Source organism: Bdellovibrio bacteriovorus, assembly GCF_001592735.1.
GTDB classification, from domain to species: domain Bacteria; phylum Bdellovibrionota; class Bdellovibrionia; order Bdellovibrionales; family Bdellovibrionaceae; genus Bdellovibrio; species Bdellovibrio bacteriovorus_D.
The window spans coordinates 1,802,516-1,821,992 of record NZ_LUKE01000001.1 but is presented as its reverse complement, the minus strand read 5'-3'; the positions used below and the strand labels follow the sequence as shown (position 1 = coordinate 1,821,992).

Annotated in this window: 20 protein-coding genes; 10 read left to right on the top strand and 10 right to left on the bottom strand. The window is 45.7% G+C overall.

From position 1 onward, the window contains the following. Window positions 1-7: 7 nt before the first annotated feature. From AZI86_RS08870 to AZI86_RS08845, 6 genes are read right to left on the bottom strand one after another with little or no spacing between them, the layout of a single operon-like run. Window positions 8-694, bottom strand: coding sequence for a hypothetical protein (locus AZI86_RS08870; protein WP_061834689.1), 687 nt, complete (start codon window positions 692-694; stop codon window positions 8-10). Beyond that, complete coding sequence (locus AZI86_RS08865; protein ID WP_061834688.1) at window positions 694-2,709, bottom strand: FHA domain-containing protein; 2,016 nt, start codon at window positions 2,707-2,709, stop codon at window positions 694-696. The genes AZI86_RS08870 and AZI86_RS08865 overlap by 1 nt, the downstream gene beginning before the upstream one ends. After that, a complete protein-coding gene (locus AZI86_RS08860; protein WP_061834687.1) occupies window positions 2,709-3,818 on the bottom strand; it encodes an FHA domain-containing protein in 1,110 nt (369 codons plus the stop codon). The genes AZI86_RS08865 and AZI86_RS08860 overlap by 1 nt, the downstream gene beginning before the upstream one ends. Beyond that, window positions 3,818-5,479: an FHA domain-containing protein gene (locus AZI86_RS08855; RefSeq protein ID WP_061834686.1), complete on the bottom strand. Its 1,662-nt coding sequence runs from the start codon at window positions 5,477-5,479 to the stop codon at window positions 3,818-3,820. Before AZI86_RS08855 ends, AZI86_RS08860 begins: the two co-directional genes overlap by 1 nt. Next, the gene (locus AZI86_RS08850) at window positions 5,466-5,801 is read right to left on the bottom strand and encodes a DUF192 domain-containing protein (protein WP_081111872.1); all 336 of its coding nucleotides are present in this window, start codon (window positions 5,799-5,801) and stop codon (window positions 5,466-5,468) included. Before AZI86_RS08850 ends, AZI86_RS08855 begins: the two co-directional genes overlap by 14 nt. Window positions 5,802-5,814: 13 nt before the next feature. Continuing rightward, a complete protein-coding gene (locus AZI86_RS08845) occupies window positions 5,815-6,723 on the bottom strand; it encodes a type II secretion system F family protein (protein WP_253715839.1) in 909 nt (302 codons plus the stop codon). A gap of 28 nt (window positions 6,724-6,751) precedes the next feature. On the opposite strand from AZI86_RS08845, the gene AZI86_RS08840 reads away from it, so the two are divergent. The 6 genes from AZI86_RS08840 to AZI86_RS08815 all read left to right on the top strand — a co-directional run bounded on the left by AZI86_RS08840 (window position 6,752) and on the right by AZI86_RS08815 (window position 10,701). Beyond that, window positions 6,752-7,345, top strand: coding sequence for a Maf family protein (locus AZI86_RS08840; RefSeq protein WP_061834685.1), 594 nt, complete (start codon window positions 6,752-6,754; stop codon window positions 7,343-7,345). A 64-nt stretch (window positions 7,346-7,409) separates the two neighbouring features. Further along, a complete protein-coding gene (locus AZI86_RS08835) occupies window positions 7,410-8,261 on the top strand; it encodes a S1 family peptidase (RefSeq protein ID WP_061834684.1) in 852 nt (283 codons plus the stop codon). 31 nt (window positions 8,262-8,292) lie between these two features. Further along, entirely contained in the window at window positions 8,293-8,907 is a 615-nt protein-coding gene (locus AZI86_RS08830; protein WP_253715838.1) for a YggS family pyridoxal phosphate-dependent enzyme, read from the top strand. Between the two features lie 57 nt (window positions 8,908-8,964). Beyond that, complete coding sequence (locus tag AZI86_RS08825; RefSeq protein WP_061834682.1) at window positions 8,965-9,792, top strand: pyrroline-5-carboxylate reductase family protein; 828 nt, start codon at window positions 8,965-8,967, stop codon at window positions 9,790-9,792. Window positions 9,793-9,850: 58 nt separating this feature from the next. Then, a complete protein-coding gene (locus tag AZI86_RS08820; protein WP_061834681.1) occupies window positions 9,851-10,396 on the top strand; it encodes a DivIVA domain-containing protein in 546 nt (181 codons plus the stop codon). A gap of 20 nt (window positions 10,397-10,416) precedes the next feature. Continuing rightward, window positions 10,417-10,701 carry a DUF167 domain-containing protein gene (locus AZI86_RS08815; protein WP_061834680.1) on the top strand — a complete coding sequence of 95 codons (285 nt, stop codon included), beginning with the start codon at window positions 10,417-10,419 and terminating at the stop codon, window positions 10,699-10,701. On the opposite strand, the gene AZI86_RS08810 is transcribed toward AZI86_RS08815, so the two are convergent. Together AZI86_RS08810 and AZI86_RS08805 are read right to left on the bottom strand one after the other, a co-directional pair. Further along, window positions 10,684-11,136: a hypothetical protein gene (locus tag AZI86_RS08810; RefSeq protein WP_061834679.1), complete on the bottom strand. Its 453-nt coding sequence runs from the start codon at window positions 11,134-11,136 to the stop codon at window positions 10,684-10,686. The genes AZI86_RS08815 and AZI86_RS08810 overlap by 18 nt on opposite strands. Window positions 11,137-11,257: 121 nt before the next feature. Continuing rightward, the gene (locus AZI86_RS08805) at window positions 11,258-12,391 is read right to left on the bottom strand and encodes a transporter (protein ID WP_253715837.1); all 1,134 of its coding nucleotides are present in this window, start codon (window positions 12,389-12,391) and stop codon (window positions 11,258-11,260) included. Window positions 12,392-12,426: 35 nt separating this feature from the next. Between AZI86_RS08805 and AZI86_RS08800 the strand changes: the two genes are divergently transcribed. The 4 genes from AZI86_RS08800 to AZI86_RS08785 all read left to right on the top strand — a co-directional run bounded on the left by AZI86_RS08800 (window position 12,427) and on the right by AZI86_RS08785 (window position 18,078). After that, a complete protein-coding gene (locus AZI86_RS08800; RefSeq protein ID WP_061834677.1) occupies window positions 12,427-13,644 on the top strand; it encodes an MFS transporter in 1,218 nt (405 codons plus the stop codon). 1 nt (window position 13,645) lies between these two features. Then, window positions 13,646-13,990, top strand: a complete 345-nt coding sequence (locus tag AZI86_RS08795) for a hypothetical protein (RefSeq protein WP_061834676.1) — start codon at window positions 13,646-13,648, stop codon at window positions 13,988-13,990. 134 nt (window positions 13,991-14,124) lie between these two features. Next, window positions 14,125-15,216, top strand: coding sequence for a porin (locus AZI86_RS08790; protein WP_061834675.1), 1,092 nt, complete (start codon window positions 14,125-14,127; stop codon window positions 15,214-15,216). A gap of 183 nt (window positions 15,217-15,399) precedes the next feature. Beyond that, the gene (locus AZI86_RS08785; protein WP_061834674.1) at window positions 15,400-18,078 is read left to right on the top strand and encodes a valine--tRNA ligase; all 2,679 of its coding nucleotides are present in this window, start codon (window positions 15,400-15,402) and stop codon (window positions 18,076-18,078) included. Between the two features lie 72 nt (window positions 18,079-18,150). On the opposite strand, the gene AZI86_RS08780 is transcribed toward AZI86_RS08785, so the two are convergent. Then, entirely contained in the window at window positions 18,151-18,861 is a 711-nt protein-coding gene (locus AZI86_RS08780; protein WP_061834673.1) for a DUF4360 domain-containing protein, read from the bottom strand. Window positions 18,862-18,871: 10 nt separating this feature from the next. After that, entirely contained in the window at window positions 18,872-19,474 is a 603-nt protein-coding gene (locus AZI86_RS08775) for a DUF4360 domain-containing protein (RefSeq protein ID WP_061834672.1), read from the bottom strand. Between the last annotated feature and the right edge of the window lie 3 nt (window positions 19,475-19,477).

Here is a 19,477-nt window from a genome sequence, read left to right as displayed (position 1 = left end):
GACGGGCTTATTCCGTCATGTTGATTAAGCCCAACCAAAATGGCGACTCTGGATTTTCCTGAATCATTTTTTGAGTGACCGACGACAACTGCAGATCTTCATAGTTCTGAACCCATAATGAAGTTGAAACAGCGGTGCTTGCCAATAACACCAGCTGATCTTCGTCTTTCACATAAGTATGCCCGCACTGCACATAGCAAGTGGGATCTAATCCCAATAATTGCGAAGGCAAGGGTGGCAATGTTTCATCCGCGTTTGACATCTCTGCCGAAAGGTCTTGTCCGATAGATAAAGGCTGCATCCCTTGACGCGCTCGACGAATAAATAAGCTAGGACATCCCACCTGCGCCCAAGCGACCTGTGGACCGCGCTTAAATACCGCTAAAAGCTCCACACCCGAAAAGTATTCATTGCGATTTTCGCCTCGATAAAGAATATCATTAGCAATCAAAACGCCCGTGCGCACGTAATTCACTTCGTCAGACAAACACGTGAGGAATTCAAACGGCGAAGTCACCTCGACGTCGGATTTTGCTGCCGTGACGTATTTAACCACTTCCTCTTTAGCGCGCTCGGCATGCTCTGGCTGACCCCATGAGGTTGCAATGACGATCAAGGAGCCATCATCTTCTTTATGAATCAAAGGTTTTGGTCTAAAAATCTTGGTGCTATACGAGCGATCTTGAATTTTCATTAAAGAGCTCCGTATTTTTTTAACTTGATGTAGGCCTTTTTATAGTACTCACCATCTGTCACATCAAGTTCCATGATTTTTTTCCACTTGTCTTTGGCCCCCGCTTTAGACTCACCACCATCGACGTTACCAAAGCTTTCTTCAAGAATTCCTTCTTGATAGATATTCATCATCTGCTTACGCAGTTCGGTGGTGTAAAGTTCGATTTTTTCTGGCAGCTCTGGATTGTTGGGATCCATGATACGAGCTTTACGCAAAGCCATGATCGCGCCTTTTAAATTTTGCGACTCATAGAACTTTTGCGCTTCACTTTGCAAGCTGGCGGTCTTGGAGTTCATTTGCTGACGAATCGTCGCAATAGCACGTTTTGATTGGGCCTTTAATCCTGAAGGGTCCGGCAATCTTGAATCCGCCACTTTTTCATAAGCGGTGATGGCATCCAAAGGTTTTCCCTTTTTATGCACATCTTGAGCTCGGCTATACATTCCTCGTAACTGTGCCACTTGGGACTGATGAGCCAAGCGTTGTGCATCCTGGGCTTCTTTTTGCGCCATGAAGCTTTCAACCCGCATTCTCATTGCCAGATATCTAGGATGTTCAGGATTGAACTGCAAGACCGGGCTGATACAGTCCTCAAGCTGCGCGATCGTGGTTTGTGAATTGATTTGTTTTTCACAGACCGTCGCTTGTTTTTGAAATTTTTCTTCCGCTTCTGCTTTGTCTTTTTCTATTTGTGCTTGGCGAATAGCTTCATTTTGAATGTAAATCGCTTCTTTCGAAAGACGCTCAATTTCTTTGATGTCTTCATAATCCGGAACCAGTTCCTGAATTTTTACGATTTCATCTTGCGCTAATTGATACTTTCCTTGCATGTACAAGTTTTTCGCATCCTTATATCGCTGACGAACCAAAGCCTGCTGCTCAGGTTTAAGTTTATTAAAAACTTCTGCCGGGGAACCTGGGGCGGCCCCTACCGGTCCGGTGGGTGTTGGCCCACCGCCGGTGTCGCTAAACAAGTACGCCACCAATAACAGCGCCACCGCCCCAATAATGAGCTTAGGGCGATTTTTTTGGAAATCAAACTTTTGCTTCCCCACCGGTTGCGGTGGGGTCACCGGCCCTAGCGGATAAGGCTGTCCATGCGGATCATATTGCATCGGCACGCCCGCATGATTGTGATAAGGCATGAGTTCATGCGGAGATTGCTGTTGATATTCCACTGGCGCGGAATCTTGCCCTCCCACCGGGACCAAAGGGTTTGGCGGCGGTAAATCCACCATATCCAAACGGTTTTGGAAGTGAGAATCATGCAACTCAAAATAAAGATAATTGGTTAAAACACTGATCGCGTCGCCACTGCGAATTGGCGTGGTTTCAGTTGATGAAATCGGACTGCCGTTCACCAAAGTTCCATTCACGCTGCCCAAGTCAATAATCACGTATTGCGAGCCCGCGCGACGGATTTCAAACTGGCGTCGGCTGACACGAGGATCACGAATATGAATATGGCAGCTAGATTCCCGCCCCGCAACCCACGAATCCCCCGCATCGAGGCGAATCATTTCTTGGGTTTCATTATCGACATCCACCATTTTTATATAGGCCGATGTAGGGGCCACACCAATAACAGTTTTTTCTTCACTGCCACTGAAATCAGCCCCTTCATGCACGCCCGTCAAGGCCGGAAGATTTGATGAAGAGTCCACTTTGGCCACTTCATCTGTCGTGTTTAAATAATCAAACTCATACGGAGGTAAAGAAAATAGCACTCCATGAGTCAGGTCTAAGTGCTGAATCTGTTCCCCGTTGTGAATCACTTCACCATAACGAGAAACAACCTCTACCTGCCAAACACCGTCAACGTAAGAGACTTTGAAATGCTCGCGCGAAATACCTTTTTCAGGTTGTAATACGATATCGCAATCTTCCTTACGGCCCGCAACGTAGGAGCGGTCTTCAGAAAGGGTGATATCATAGATGGGTTTTCCACGAAGTCGTACACGGAGGCGAGCCATTAGTATCGTCCTCCTTCTAAGTTCAATGTGCATTCTTCAAAGAATTGTTTGGCTTCTTTGTAACTTGGGTCATCCTTACGGTGCTGCAGCATAGTCATAACGTTTGAGTAATTGGACTGGCACATTCTCCAGTTGCGTTTTTCTCGATAACGGTTTCCTTGAATCATATTAAATTTAACTAACTCATCAAATTTGATTTTGGCTAAATGATAGTATCGTTTTGCCAACTCATTTTCCGGATCTAAGTTTAACACCACTTGGAAAGCTTCGCGTGCTCGGGCGTACTGACCTTGCTGATAGTCTCGGAAACCTTTGATAAAGTTTTCCTGGGCACGACGATATTGAACGGAATCATATTTTTCTTTTTTGGTGGTCATGATCTCTTCAGTTCGTTTTTGCGCCGCCGCCACTTCTTGCATTGAAATGGCTGAAGTACGGAAAGCATTCGGATCTTTTTTAGCTTTAGGGCTGTCCGAAAAGAACAGATAATATCCCACCAACCCAATGATCGCGATGATTCCATAAAAACGAACTTTCGGATTTGATAACGGCCCTCCACCCACACCCGCACCTGCCGGACGAGCTGGCGGTGGTTGATAACCACCATAACCCATATTCTGAGTCTGCGGACGAGGCATCGCCGGGGCGGAAGCCACTTGGGGGCGCGCAGGCATTTGCGCTTTGGGTGAAGCCATCGGTGCTGGCGGAGGTGTCGATGGCATTGGCGGAGGCGTCGGCGTTGAAAAAACCGATGGCACGGCCGCAAGATCTGGCTTGATTTGCGAGATCTCTTGGTTGAAACGAATTTCTGAATCACCAATTTGAATGACCGAACCTGGAGTCAGGATTTCGGTTTGAACAGTTTGGCCATTGACCAAGATAAAGTTCTTTTCACTTAAATTGACGATCACAAAATCACTATCACGCTGACGAATCTCAGCATGCTTACGGCTGCTACGAGGATCTGACGATAAAATAATATCGTTTTCAGGTCCGCGCCCGATACCGACAATCTGTTTTGAGAAGCTTAAACGCATGCCCGTATGAGGGCCTTTTGTGACCTCAATATCAAACTTCAAAGCTTCTTTTAACTGATTGGCAGCCCCCATCAAGAGCCTCCCTCAGTGGGTGAAACCGTGATCAAGAAATAATCTACATTTTCTCCGGTCGCCATTGCTTGGCAACTTAGCACGCACAAGTGTCCGCTGAATTCCAACTGATCCGTGTGGATCCCACGTAAGTTTTCAAGAGTCCGCCCGACAAGGCCCTCAATATTTTTTTGCAAAGCTAAATCCGGTAAAGATTTAAAGGGCTGACCCTGCAATTGCGAGACTTCGGCACGCGCCACTTGGCTAAAGGCGGCATTACAAGCGATAATACGACCTTCGCGTGAAATCGCGATACAGGGGAAGCCTACGATTTGCACTAGGTTTTCAGCTTCACCGTCTTTATTAACAAATCCCGCCGCCGACGAGCCCCCTTCGGTATCCCCGTGGATATACCGAGTTAGCAAACTATTGATATTGCCAATCAAAGCTTGCAGAGGAGGAAATAAGAAGTTCACTTGTGTGTTATCTTGTTTTTCTCTCATCGCGGTGTCTAACTGCGCATTTAAGGAATTGATTGGAAATTCAATCAACTTATACATAAAGAAATAAATCAACAATCCCACAATCGAAGCAATCACGAGGGTCTGCATAAATAAACTGATGGCGCGACCATCATCAAAAGCCAAGCTTCCGATATCGTAAAGAACGATCGCATGGGCTTTCACTGATTGCTCACCCGTACTGGGGTCAAATAAACCTATCGGGAAGCTCGCCCCAATAGTTGAGCTATCAATTTCAACGGCTTGCGGGCGCATCTCTCTACGTGCCGTGTGTACAAACGGCAAATCCGGCGTGGTGCCCGCACGAGTCGCCGGTGCTAAAATTAATCCATCAGACTGTTGCACAATTAAAACTTGTGTAACACCTTCTTCAGATTCAGCCGCATTCGTACTTAGTGATGAATAGTTATTCTGCAACAGTGCCGCTTGATTGATCGTCGCAATCGTACGAGCAATCGATGCCGCGCGACGCTTACTTTCGTTAATAATGCTGGCTCTGGTAATCGCGACCATCGGAATCATCGAAAGCAAAGTGGTCGTGAAGATAAATAAAACCACAAATCCTAAAAGGACTAATTTGAATTCTACAAACTGTGGCAGTTTGTAAACACCTGGCAACGCAACACGATCCATGTATTCATGGAACTTATCCATAAGGCCTTTAATACCACCTTGCGAGTATGCGGGCGCGGGGGCCGGACCTGCGCCAGGCATTCCACCCATAGCTTGCGGCATTCCGTGAGGCATTCCTGGTTGAGTCATCCCCATCGGTGGCATCTGCGCAGCCGCTCCACCATCTTGATACATCATCGGGGCCGGAACTCCGGTCCCTGTGTGAGTTGTCGTCGTACGGGGACTGGTCGCGCGTGCTTCGGGCGCCGGAATCACATCTAGTAATACGTCATGCACACCCAGTTTATCACCCAAGCGCATCAGACTGTTTTGAATACGAATACCGTTTAAGTAGGTCCCGTTGCTGGATTTTAAATCCGTCACCACGATCTTATCTTTAAAAACCGCGACCTCGGTGTGTTCCTTAGAAACACCCGGGCTAACTAATTTAATATCACACTGCGGAGCCCGACCAATCAGGTTCTTACCTAACTTAAGCTCTATCAGTTGCCCCGCTTGAGGGCCGGTCAAAATCCTAAGTGCCCACATGCAGTTGATCCCCTACGTTGATTTTTAAATCCGCCGCCGTCCCGGCTGACATTTCAATCACCGAGCTTGCTCCCCATACCGGAAAAATAAATCTCCAAGGGCCGACGTTGCGATAGATTTTTTTTACTTTCAAATCACGATCCACGAAAACACAGTCGATCGGAAATTTCATAAAATAAGTATGAATGCTGTTACAACGATGAATCCACAGAGCTTCTTCCGCCGAAAGCGTGCTTCGCCCCAAAAGGCCCTTACCCCGCGTAAAGAAGTTGTCAGCAACTCCCAAGTGAGGAATCAATGTCGTATTTGTGGTTTTGTTCATCAACGCTGTCATTTTACTTACCACCATACATAAACCCAACGGCGACCGGTCCAAAGACCACAATGAATACCGCTGGCAAAATAAATAACATCAAAGGAATCAGGATCGTTTGCGAAGCTCTTGCTCCTGCTTTTTCTGCGCGAACGAATCTTTCCAAACGCATCTGCACGGACTGATCTTTTAAGACCTGGGCAATACTGGCCCCGGTCGCTTCGGCATCAACTAAGACGGCCACGAAGCTGGTGATTTCGTTCATATCCAACCGCTCACCCATGTCTTTCAAAGCTTGTGACTTAGAAGCACCGACTTTGATATCTTTCAAAACAGTTCCTAGTTCATCTGCCAAGACGCTGTCGGTATTGCGTGATTTATCCACGATTTTTTGAATCGCCGAAAAAAAGTCCAGACCCGCTTCTACTGACAAGGCCAAAAGATCGATAAAAAATGGCAGATCGGCACGCACCGAGAGCTCACGTTTCTTCTTTGCTCCACGCGCATGAATTTGCGGCAAGTAAAAGCCAATAAATCCCACACCGATCATGATGTAAGGTGAAAAACCTAATTGCAGAGAAAAATTCATCACCAACATGAAGATCGGGAACATGATTCCCCATAAAAGCTGCAAGCCGATAAATTCATCTTCATTCAGCTCTGCCGACAATCCGGACGTCAGAATGTACTTACGAACCCGCTTGCGATAACTTTCACTGCGAATTCTTAAAGCATGTTGCAGAGTGAACTGATGCACCAGCGGACGCGAGAAGTTGATGATCGCGTTTTTTGATTTTGCGGGTTCGGTGTTATTCGCCCAAGAGAGCTGTTGCTTATCGCTGTTGCTGGCGAAGATGGAATTCACAAATAGAAAGACCGCTACTCCCGCAAGGAGCAGACCTAGAATGAGCATTAACTCTGCACTTCCCATTTTGGCCTCTTTGTGATCAAGTTACTTCATGACACCGAAACTTATTCTGGCATCAGAGTCTCCACGCCGTCGCGAACTTCTAAAAAAAGCTGGCTACAACTTTGACGTGGTTCCTTCTAAAGTATCGGAAATTCCTAACAAAAACCTAAATGTTCATGACCAAATTTTAGATATCTCAGCACGAAAAGCGCGCGCGGCTTTTGACCAGGTCAAAGCTCAAAAAAACGAGCCGTTTATCATTTTAGCCGCCGATACCGAGGTGATTTTCGAAAATTCCCCTTTAGGAAAGCCCCAAAGTCCAGAAGACGCCTATCGCATCCTGCGACTTTTGTCGGGCATTAGTCATGATGTGATCACCGGTGTCTGCGTTATCGACAGTCTGTCAGGAAAAGAAATTTCTCAATCTGAGACAACCAAAGTTCATTTTAAAAATCTGACCGATGAAGAAATCTGGAATTACATCCAGACCGGCGAACCCATGGATAAAGCCGGCGCTTACGGCATTCAGGGTCTCGGTGGAAATTTTGTGCTGCGTTATGATGGCGCCTTCGACAATATAGTGGGTCTGCCGATGACATTGGTAAATAAAATGCTGGCGCCCTACAGCGTAAAGAATTCCTAAGCTGACATTGCAAATAAGTTCGACTAATTCCCCTGCTAGGTCGTTCGTTTCAAGAGGGGGAAACTTGAAAAAAAATCTTTTAATTTTAGCATCTTTATTTACAGTGATTGCGGGTTGCTCTAAGCCCACTCACACTTCAACAATTCAAACGCAAAATCCAACTGGAATTATTGGGGGCGAAGCCGCAAAAAGCACTGACGCCGTAACGGCATCGACTGTTTCTTTAGTGATGAACTATATGGGTCGCGCGCACAGCTTTTGTACGGGCACTTTGATTTCTGAAAACCTAGTTTTAACGGCCACCCACTGCTTACAAGACATGGACATCGATAAGTTTGGCATCTTTTTTGGCGAGACATTACCGCAGTCATTTGATGACGTGAACATTCGCAAAGTGAAGGCCGCGGTCACTCACCCAGGTTATAAGTTTGAACTAGATCCCGTAGAAAATGTTTTCACCGGATTTAACGACATTGGACTCGTGATGATCGAAGGTGAAGCGCCGTCATTTGCAAAACCTGTGGCAATTTTAAACGACACGTTATTATCAATTGGCCAAAAACTTTTGCTAGCGGGTTACGGTTTAGTGAATGAAGTTTCTGTGCCCGCTCAAAAAGCAACAGGTTTAAACTTTGTTCATGTGACGATTGCAAAATTATTTTCCAACATCATCGTGACAGAACAATCAAATGCTCAAGGTGCTTGCGCGGGTGATTCTGGCGGACCGGCGTATCTTGAGACTGAAAATGGCCTGATCGTTTTGGGTATCACTCGGGGTCCCCACAACTTGGCTCGCGATTGCCGTCATTGGGGTGAGTACACTTATGCATCTCGCTTTAAAGATCATATCTTAGAATCAGCCCAAAAAATGGGTGCGGAAGCTCCGGTATTTGTTGATGCTCCAGCAGGACTATAATTCGATTGTAAAATCATGCGCGCCTGCGCAAATGTTAGCCGTTTCTAAACTTCAGCCGGAAGAAAAAATCCGGCTGTTGTATTCCCAAGGGCAACGTGCTTTTGCGGAAAACTATGTTCAAGAAGCCCTGACCAAACAAAAAAACCTCGAGGGCCTATCCGATATTCAATGGCATTTGATCGGGCATTTGCAAAAAAATAAGGCAAAACTTGTTGCTGGCCAATTCGCGCTGATTCATTCGATCGATTCTTTAGAGCTCGCCCAAGTTTTAAATCGGCACTGCGCTCAGAAAAATGTCACGCAAAACATTCTGCTGCAAATCAACGTGGCCAATGAAGATTCTAAAGAAGGGTTTACCCTGACAGCCCTTCGCCGCCTTTGGCCTGAATTGCTCACCCTTTCGAATTTAAGCATTCAGGGGCTCATGACAATGCCTCCATTAACCGAAACTGGGGCCGAAGTACGTCCTTACTTTAAGCAATTATGTCAATTGCGAGACGAGCTTAAAAAAACCGCCCCTCCCCAGCACCCCATGAAAGAACTTTCCATGGGGACGAGTCATGATTATCGGGTCGCCATCGAAGAGGGAGCGACAATCGTGCGCCTTGGGACTATTTTATTTGGCGAACGCCCCACGGCTCGGTAGTATTTAGAAAGTGGTGTTACCGACACCCTTCACTTATTGCAGTCGGGAGTTAATGGAATGAATCCCTTTTTAAAATCACAGAAAATTGGTTTTTTAGGCGCCGGGAACATGGCTCAAGCTATGATCAAAGGACTTGTAGAGGGTGGCATTCCGTCTAAAAATATTTACGTCACCAACAGAACACCAGGTAAACTGCAAAAGCTTCAAGAGTCTTTTGGCGTAAATCCGGTTTCCAGCAACAACGAGTTGATTGATATCTGCGACATCGTGATTTTGGCGGTAAAACCGCAAGATCTTTTGGCCGCATTAGAGCCGGTTTCACGCGCGTTTGATGATAACACCATCGTGATCAGCGTGGCAGCCGGCATTCGTATGGAAAAATTGGAACGTTATATTCATGGTGCCAGACTTGCGCGTGTCATGCCCAACACACCGTCTTTAATTGGACGAGGTCTGATTGGATACCTGCTTAATGATGACGATGATAACGCTTTAGATAGTACGGTAGAAGATCTCTTCACCCCACTGGGTCGCGTGATCAAAGTTTTCGACGAAGACCAATTTGAAGCTTTGATGATTTCATGTTCAAGCGGCACCGGATTTGTTTTTGAAATGATGATGTACTGGCAAGATTGGATTGAAGAGCACGGCTTTTCACCGGAAGAAGCTCGATTGATGACGATTGAAACATTCGTCGGCGCTTCATTGCTCGCCTCCCAAGCCCAAGAAGGTGTTGAGGATCTTCAAGCCAAGGTGACATCTAAAAAAGGTGTGACCGCAGCTGGACTTCAGTCCATGAGAGAACTTGAAATCGAACGCGCTCTTCGCATCAGCTTCGAAAAGGCCGCGATGAGAAACAAAGAAATGGCTCGCGAAATCAAATAGCTTGCCCGGGTGACCGCAAGGACTTTATCCTAAATCATATTGTTCAAGGAGGAACATAATGAGAATAACTCCTATCGATATCGCGCATAAATCCTTTGGCAAACGCATGATGGGTTTGGATGCCGATGAAGTGATGGATTTCCTTCAACAAGTGGCTTCGCAAATGGAAGCACTTATTCAGGAACGCAATAGCCTTAAAGAAGCGCTTCGTGAAAAAGATCTCTCCTTGATGGAATACAAAGAGCGCGATCAAGTTTTGAAAGAAACTATTCAAACGGCAACACAAATGGCAGAACGTCTGCGCCAAGATGCAGATCGCGAAGCTAAATTGATCGTGGCCGATGCTCAACAAAAAGCCGAAATCATCACTCGTGACTCGCGCGACTCTTTGAAAAAAATGTATCAAGAGGTCACCGAGCTAAAACGTGCTCGCATGCAGTTTGAAGCCAACCTAAAAGCGTTAGCCCAAGCTCATTTGTCACTTTTAGAACAAGGCGAAAAGTACATGCCGCAAATGCAATTGCCTGGTCACAATTTGGTAAACGGCCAAAGTGCCGCGACACCACAACGCACTTCTAACATCTCTCCGCTTTCTGCAGAGTAGTTTTTAGATCCGTGCCTGAAATGATTGAAGCAATAAGAGGTGGAGTCAGACTCCACCTTTTTATTCAGCCCAAAGCCTCTCGCAATGAAATCGTGGGACCGCACAATGGCGAAATAAAAATAAAATTAAGTGCGCCACCCGTTGACGGCAAAGCCAATGAAGAATTGATTGATTTTTTGTCCGAGATTTTTTCAGTGCCTAAAAGGCAAATCACGATTTTAAAGGGGGAAACCAACCGCCACAAAACTGTGGAGATTGTGAATGTTTCCCCCGAACAAGCTCAAAAACTACTGCTTGTAGAATGAATAGAAAGTGCCCACTTTGCCGTCTTTGATTTCAGCAAGTTGCATCGAACCTTTGCTTCCTTCGCGGATGTAAATAGCGTCTTTTGTTTTGATAACTTGGACGAATAAAGTATCCGCTCTTACGGTGTCGCAAATTTTGATTGCGCCCCAAGTAGGCGTTACGTCGTCCATGCCATCAATCTTCGCTTTTAAGCCGTCATTGGCTGATTCGAAGCTGACGATCACACGCTTAAATGATCCCGCCAAACCGCCCAACTTCCAATCGCCTTCGATGGCACGCATGCCACCCATTTTAGCGACGAAGTTTTTAATCTTTGCGACGTCTTGAATTTGATCTTCGCGTTCCACGCATTTAGCAGGCGTTTGTGCTGCATTTGAAAATAATGGCACCAGTGTCATTAACGCCGCCACGATTGATAATTTTGCACCTCTCATAGAAAACCCCCTCCTTGTTCTCTGATGTGTTACTCAAGCATTCATCAAAGCAAGACGAATGCCAAGCACGATGGAAGCATTTTGACTCCATCGTGACTAGTGTGCGTCATAATTGTGCAGATTATTTTTTGCGTTTCTTTTTTTTGTTAGAACGCAATTCGACTTGGAATTCCGTCTGATCTAGCTGTTGTTGCAGCTGTTTATCGTTGATGCGTTTTTTGGGTGTGGGTTTTGGTTTAAATAAATTTTGATCGACACCATCCTCGGTTTCCTCTCGGAAATCCCGAACTTTTTCAGACGTCATTGAGTCTGAACGATCATACATCTGACTGCGTCCGCCAGGCACATCTGAATCCATCGGTGTATATCCATCATCACGCAAATAGCCTTCGGTGAAATCAAAACTGTATCGCAAGAATCCACCCACATGATACCCAGCTGCCGAATTTGATCCGGTTAATGTCACCCCACCATTTGCTTGCAGGGACCATTTACGGTTGATGTTCCAAGTGCCGTACACTTGTGAATCCATGAGCGATGGATTTTTTCCGTAAAATTTAAGTGAACCCGCATTCACACTATTGATGTAAGCCGTTCTTAATGCCGAACTGTCAGTGTCATCCGAAACACTTTGATAACCGAAAAGCTCTGCGCCTAACACCAAGCTTGATAATTTAAATTGTAAGCCCACACCCCAAGGCATCAAAAAAGAACGTCCCTCTGCACGGTAAGTAAATCCCAACCAACCATAAGGACGACTTGTTCCCAAATTCATCTGCGCGATCAAGCGCGATCGAAACTCCATCACACCTTCAGAATTCGGCACGTTATCACTGCTGGGGTTGATTTTTTCAAACGGCATGACAAACGTAAATTCCGGAATTAATTGAAACGCTTCCGAATACATTAAAAAGTCCGCCCCAATGGCCGCTTCGCTTAAAGAACTGTTAGATCTGGTTGCCAAACTGTCTTTGCTTTCCGCATTTCCAATATTGGCCCAACCAAAAACCGACCAGCTTCTTTTAGGCACATAGCGAGTGCCTAAGGTGACATCTAAAAGTTGATAGTGATTTCCATTTGGAAGATTGGTGATAGATCCACCATCTTGGGGGTAATTAGCCTCAGAATAGAAGAAATTCGTTGCGGCCTCGGCATCTAGGTGGTCCCGTTTGAACTCTTTAAAGTTATCCAGAGCCCACGCCGGTCCACAGACTAAAACTGCCAGAAAGATAAGGCCCCAATGCCGAAGATTCATTGCTATTTTCATCAGATCCTAATATTAACAAGCCTATGACTGAGACATCAAACAAATCGCGGCTCGCGATCATCTTTTTCACCGTTTTTCTGTATTTAGTGGGCTTTGGTGTAGTCATTCCAATTTTACCCATCTTAAGTCGTAATTTCGGCGCGACGGCCGTTCAAACAGGGCTTTTACTCTCAGTCTATTCCTTGATGCAGTTTTTGTTCGCTCCCTTTTGGGGAAAATTAAGTGATCGCTATGGTCGCCGCCCTATTTTGTTGCTGTGTCTTTTAGGTGAAGTTTTCTCTTATATTCTTTTTGCTCAAGCTCGCTCGTTGGAATGGCTTTTTGTTGCTCGTATTTTGGCGGGATTTTTCGGCGCCAGCATTTCGACAGCATCGGCTTATATTTCGGATATCACCCCAAAACATGAGCGCTCTAAAGGCATGGCTTTAATTGGCGTCGCATTTGGATTAGGTTTTGTGGTTGGACCCGCCTTGGGCGGAGGACTTGCGGTATGGGGAGCCTCCATCAATTCAGAACCACATTTCGACACGTCTTTTGCGGCCTATTGGGTGGCCGGCCTGTGCTTGGCCAATTTTTTATTCGGAATTAAGTTTCTAACTGAATCTTTAAGCGAAACCAGCGAATCCGCCGCAAAGAAAAAAAGATTTTCCATCATGTGGCATTACCTTAACGCCAAAACTATCGGACCTTTAATGGCGGTATTTATGCTTTCATCTTTAGCGATGTCGTCGATGGAAGCGACCTTGATTTTATTCATGGGTGAAAAGTTTCACTGGGATGTAAAACAAGTCAGTTTTGGTTTTGCTTACATCGGCGTGATCATGATCTTCACTCAAGGCTTTTTAGTACGCCGTCTTTTACCTAAATGGGGCGAAAGAAAAGTTTTGCGCCTGGGTGTTTTGCTGTTGGCCTTGGGCTTGGGTGGCATTGCCATTTCAGGAAATATGGCCGCGATGGGAATCACGATGACCTTACTAGCTTTGGGTAACGGCTTAGCAAATCCCGCGAATCTTGGCAGTATCAGCTTACTGACATCATCGCAAGAACAGGGTGCCACCATGGGTGTCACGCAAAGCATGGCTTCCTTAGGTCGTATCGTCGGACCACTTATTGGCGGTCTTTTGTATCAGCATATTTCGATCACTTCACCCTTCTGGGCCTCAGGTATTTTAGCTTTTACAGGTTTCATCGTTATCATGATGATTTATAAATCTATTCCGGAACACGCGCGACAGGCATAATATGAGCTTCAATAGTATTGGATATTTTCAATTCGACAACTTAATGCAATCTCGCGTACCGCTCATTTTGGTTTTGTTGGACGAGGTTCCGTTAAAATCTTGGTACAACTCCATCGTAAAAATGCACATTGATAACATCTCTGTGGTCACTACCGCCGCAGAAGCCGTGGCCGCAGTTCAGGATAAAAAACTGCCTAATCATTTTGCAGTCGTCGTGCTTGATTTAGATGAATCAAAAAGCCCCACAGTCGTCCAAGAGCTTGAAAAGCTAGGCTATATCAATGCCTATTATATCCAAGGTGGATGGAACGCTTTAGTCGCCGAACGTCAAAACACAAACTCATAGATTTTTGCCCGCAAAGCCTTCACTGCCTTAGGTCCTAACCAACACCTGACATTCTTTTGAAAACCTTGCTTGGCAGAATAACAAGATTCCAACATACTTTATTCACCAATATAAACTTACAAAAGGATGTACTGATGAAAAAGTTTTTCATGTCGGCACTTGCAATCACTGCAGTTGCCTCTGCGGCACAAGCAGGCCCCATCAATTTAGATTTGCGTGCTGATTACAGCGCGACAACTTATGACAAGTCGACGGTTCTTCCCGACAGCAATCGTTTTTACCTACGTACGGGACGCTTGGATTACCAAGGAAAAGCATTTGAAGACGTGTCTTTCCGCGTTCGTTGGTCTTTTGCAAAATCTGCGTCGCAAAATGGCACTGACTCTGCTCAACAAGCTTTAGAATTTGCTTACTTGACTCATAAAATGAGCGATATGTTTGCGTTGACTATCGGGAGAATGAACACCGATATCGGTGGTTTTGAAGGAACGACTTCAGGCTCTGATTTGTATCTTCTATCTTCGAACTACAACCTTTACACCGGCCAGACAGCATCTGGATCTTTCGGCGGAGCGGCACCTGCGGCATACTACGGCACTTCAAACATGCTATATATGACTGGTGCTAAACTGACGATGTCTTTTGCTGAAGGCACAAACTCTATCCAACTTATGGGCATGGACCAAAAAAATGATGAGGGTTCAACAACTGCGGGAACGATGGACCAAAATCAATTGTTGATGGGTATCGTGTACAAAGGTTCTTTCATGGAAAAATCTTTGAATTTTATCGCGAGCTATCACACATCTGAAGGACCGATCGTAGACACGAAATATCAATGGATGGCAGCCGGCGTTCAATGGGCGGCAGATCCAGTGACTATCTCTGTAGATTATCTTTTGAACGATGAAAAAAATGATGCAGGAGCGGGGGGCAAAAACGAATTGTCTTCTATCGTTGTTAAAGCAGCTTACACAGGCCTTGAGCAATGGGTTCCGCGTCTGGACTTCTTCTCTTCAGAGCGTAAAGACGAACTTTCAACAGCGGTTGATACTAAATGGATCGGTTACGGCGCGGTTCTTGAGTACAAACCATACAATGACAAAAACTTCCGTTACCATGTTGCTTATAACAACATCAAAGAATCTCCAGATGGAGCGGCTAACGATATCACTCGTCATGAAGTTATCGTAGGCACTCGCTTCTTAGGCGATTTCCTAAAATAATTTGTGACGGCCAAAATATTCCGGTGATGCCGGAGTGCAAACAGGCGAAAAAGGCTGACCCAAGGGTCAGCCTTTTTGTTTGTGCGGCGCATCTTGGTCTGGGGTCGGTATCCAAACCAAGCATAATTTGCTAGTGTGGGGGTTCTCTTTCTTCTCATTTTAACTGCAGAGGACCTCAAGGATATGTCAGAGCAATTATCGGATCGCTACAATCCCGCAGATGTAGAAAACAGAACCTATCAATGGTGGGAAAACGCTGGGTATTTCAAAGCCCAAGATCAATCCACCAAACCTCCATTTTCAATTATTCTTCCACCGCCAAATGTCACTGGATTTTTGCATATTGGACATGCGCTTGATCACACGATTCAAGACATGCTGATTCGTTGGAAGCGTATGAATGGTTACAACACCATGTGGCTGCCTGGGACGGACCATGCCGGTATCGCCACACAATCGGTGGTAGAACGTGAACTTAAAAAAACAGGCGTGACTCGTCACGAGCTGGGCCGCGAAAAATTTGTCGAAAAGGTATGGGAGTGGAAACACCAATACGGCAATCGTATTTACTCACAAATGCGCCGCTTGGGTGATTCTTGTGATTGGGATCGCGCCGTTTTCACTTTAGATGAAGGCGTATCAAAGGCTGTTCGTAAAGTCTTCGTCACCCTTCACAAAAAAGGTTTGATCTATCGCGGTCAACGCTTGGTGAATTGGTCTGGTCCGTTAGAAACGGCGATTTCTGACTTAGAAGTTGAGCATAGACAAATCAAAGGTTCGCTTTTCCATATTAACTACCCTTTGGAAGATGGCTCAGGCGTTTTAACAGTCGCCACGACTCGTCCCGAAACAATGTTGGGTGATACCGCTTTGTGTGTGAATCCTGAAGATGAGCGATATAAACACTTGATCGGTAAAAATGTTATTGTTCCTTTGATCAATCGCAAGATTAAGATCATTGCGGATGCTTATGTGGATCCCGCATTTGGTTCAGGCGTAGTTAAGATCACGCCGGCACATGACTTTAACGATTATAAGATCGGTAAAACTCATCACCTAGAGTTTATTAACATCTTAAACAAAAAAGCCGAGCTGAATGAAAATGCCGGTCCTTACCAAGGACTTAAAGTTCAAGAGGCCCGTAAACGTGTATTAGAAGATTTAAAAGCACAAAATCTTTTAGCCAAAGAAGAACCCTATGTTCACTCTGTAGGACACTGTGAACGTTCAGGTGCCGTGGTCGAACCTTTCTTGTCCGAACAATGGTTTATCAAGATGGACGGCCTTGCCACTCCTGCAAAACGCGTTGTGGAAAATGGAACGATCCGTTTTGAACCAGAATCTTGGACCAAGGTTTACTTGCATTGGATGAACAATATCGAAGACTGGTGTATTTCGCGCCAATTGTGGTGGGGACACCGTATTCCGGTATGGTATTGCAATGATTGCGGACATCAAACGGTGGCCGAAGTCGATCCAACAGCGTGTGAAAAGTGTGGCAAAACCCATATTCAACAAGACAATGACGTTTTAGATACTTGGTTCAGTTCGGGTCTTTGGCCATTTTCAACCATGGGTTGGCCCAACGAGACTGAAACCTTAAAAACATTCTATCCGACCAATTATTTGGTCACGGGTCATGACATCATTTTCTTCTGGGTCGCACGCATGATTATGCTGGGCTTGGAATTTAAACGGGATGTTCCTTTCCGCACAGTCTATATTCATGGCTTGGTTCGTGATTCTCAAGGTCGCAAAATGTCTAAATCTTTAGGCAACTCGATTGACCCGATTGAAATGATCGACAAGTACGGAGCCGATGCTTTGCGCTTCTCTTTTGCGGCGCACTTATTCAGCGGTAAGGATTTCAAATTCAGCGAACAGCGCCTAGAGGGCTATCGCAACTTTATGAACAAGATCTGGAACGCGGCTCGTTTCGCACTTTCTAATCTTCAGGATTTTGAAGCGCCGAAAGAAGGCGTAAAAGCCTTACCAAATAAAGCCGACATCAGCGTCTTTGATCAGTGGATTATTTCAAAATTGGCGGAAGTGACCAAAGAAGTGGAAGAAGCGTTAGAGCATGAAAAATTCTCTGACGCCGCCGTCGCACTTTACCAGTTCGTTTGGAATCAATTCTGTGACTGGTATATCGAATTCACAAAACCCATCATGAACGGTACAAATGCGGCAGAAAAAAAGGCGACCCAATTAGTCATCGCTCAAGTTTTAAATCGTATCATGCGTTTGCTTCACCCGTTCACCCCGTTTATCACGGAAGAGATCTATCAAAAGCTGCCTATTAAAGGTGAAGCTTGCGTGATCGATCAATATCCAAACACTCGCAACGACCGCGAATTCCTTTCGTTGGGATCTGCGTCCGCGGCGATGGAAATTGATTTGGTGAAAGAAGTGATCAGCGCGATTCGTAATATCCGCGGTGAAAACCGTATCAGCCCGGCCGTTAAAATCAACGTCCGTCTGGGTATTACAAGCGAACAAACGCAAAAAATCTTAGGCAATAATCGTTCAGCGATTGTGACCTTGGGTCGTATCGAAAATCTTGAAATCGGTGAAGACGGCAACATGATGAAATGTGCGGTTGCTCCTGTCGTCGTTAAAGATGCCCAAGTGAAAGTCATCATTCCGCTGGAAGGACTTGTCGACTTTGATGAGGAAGTAAAACGCATTAACAAGACAATGGAAAAGCTGCAAAAAGATATCGGCATGCTTTCAAACAAGCTTTCGAACGAAAAATTCATCGCCAATGCCGATGAAGATGTTGTCGCGGCAGATAAGGTCTTACTTGCACAATCAAAAGTGCACCTAGATTCTTTGCGCGATGCTTTGACTCGTTTTCAGTAGGTACCAGCTTCTTTTCGTGTAAATTTGGAACATAAAATTCAAAAAAGGAGTGTCGTAAATGACACTCCTTTTTTATCGACAACGTTTCCAACGTAAAAAATAGGTTACTTTCGAAGACACATCGGTCGTATCTAACGCGATGAAAGTTTCGTCGCGCCCTGTGCGGGACACACCGATCAACCGTGTATCCACGTTTAACAAAAACTTTTCCCCACAACCATGATAGAAGTTTCGCACTCTTAGACGTGACGTGGTAACGAAGCCTCCTTGTCTTTGTTGATTAAAAACCTTGCGGCGTTTTATCACCGGCGACAAGGGTCTTGCGTTATTCCAATTTAAAATCTGGAAAAATGTTTTTAGCACGGCTCGCCCACCCGAAGGTGCGACGCTGGCAAAGCCGCGATAATCCAATCGCGTGACCATGGCTTGATATCCTGGTGGAGTTTGAATGGGAATCCGCGTGGTGCAAGAAAGCTCGGTCCGGCGTGGCGCATTTCCTCCCGCTTGCGCCACAAAGTTATCAAACAAAATTGAAACTGCTTTTCCGTCCGGGCTTAACACAGCTCTGGCCGTGTCCCCACTGCATCCACTGCCGGCAAGCTGCACTTGTCCTAATTGCACCCCGGTGACAGGATCTGAATCGTCATTTCCAAAATCACCCGCAGATGAATCCGCGAAATCTTCTTCACCCGGCTCCAAAGGCTCTGTCTGTGACTGTGCTTTGGCGAGCGCGGTAAAAAGAATCAGGGTCGTTAAAACTAAAACAAGGTACAGCTTTTTCATACATCACCCGCTATTGGCAGCGACGGAATTGAAGATGGTAAACAAGGCCCGAAGAAACATCGGCACTATCTAAGATTCCCATCGTCTGTTCCATGCGCGCATTTGATTGCGCCATCATTGAGCTGTTCACGCGTAAGTTGACGCTTTGACCGCATGGGGACCAGATCACGGTGCTTGCGATAAGCTGATCTGTTAAAGTGAAGTTCTCACTGTTCGGTCCGTTAAAGATTCTAGAAATTCTTGGTCCGCGAGCGCCCGCCCAAAAATACTCCACATCAAAACGATTTTGCGCACCACGTGGAACTAAATTAAAGCCACGATAATCCACTTGAAAGATCGCCACGGAATAACCGTTCGGCACGGCCACAGGCACCGTGATGTTACAAGATTTTCGGTCGACTCGTCTGCCGGTTGTATTTCCCGCTTCAGCGACGTAGCTATCAAACAAAATACTTAACGCGGTAGAGTCCGGGCTTAACATCACACTGGCAGTTCCCGCCGGACAACCGGTCCCGCCATAAGAAGCTTCACCCAACCGTAATTGTGCGTTCGCAGAAAGTGCTCCCATAACTGTGCCTGCAAATAGCAATGCCTTGATCATCATTGATTTCATAAA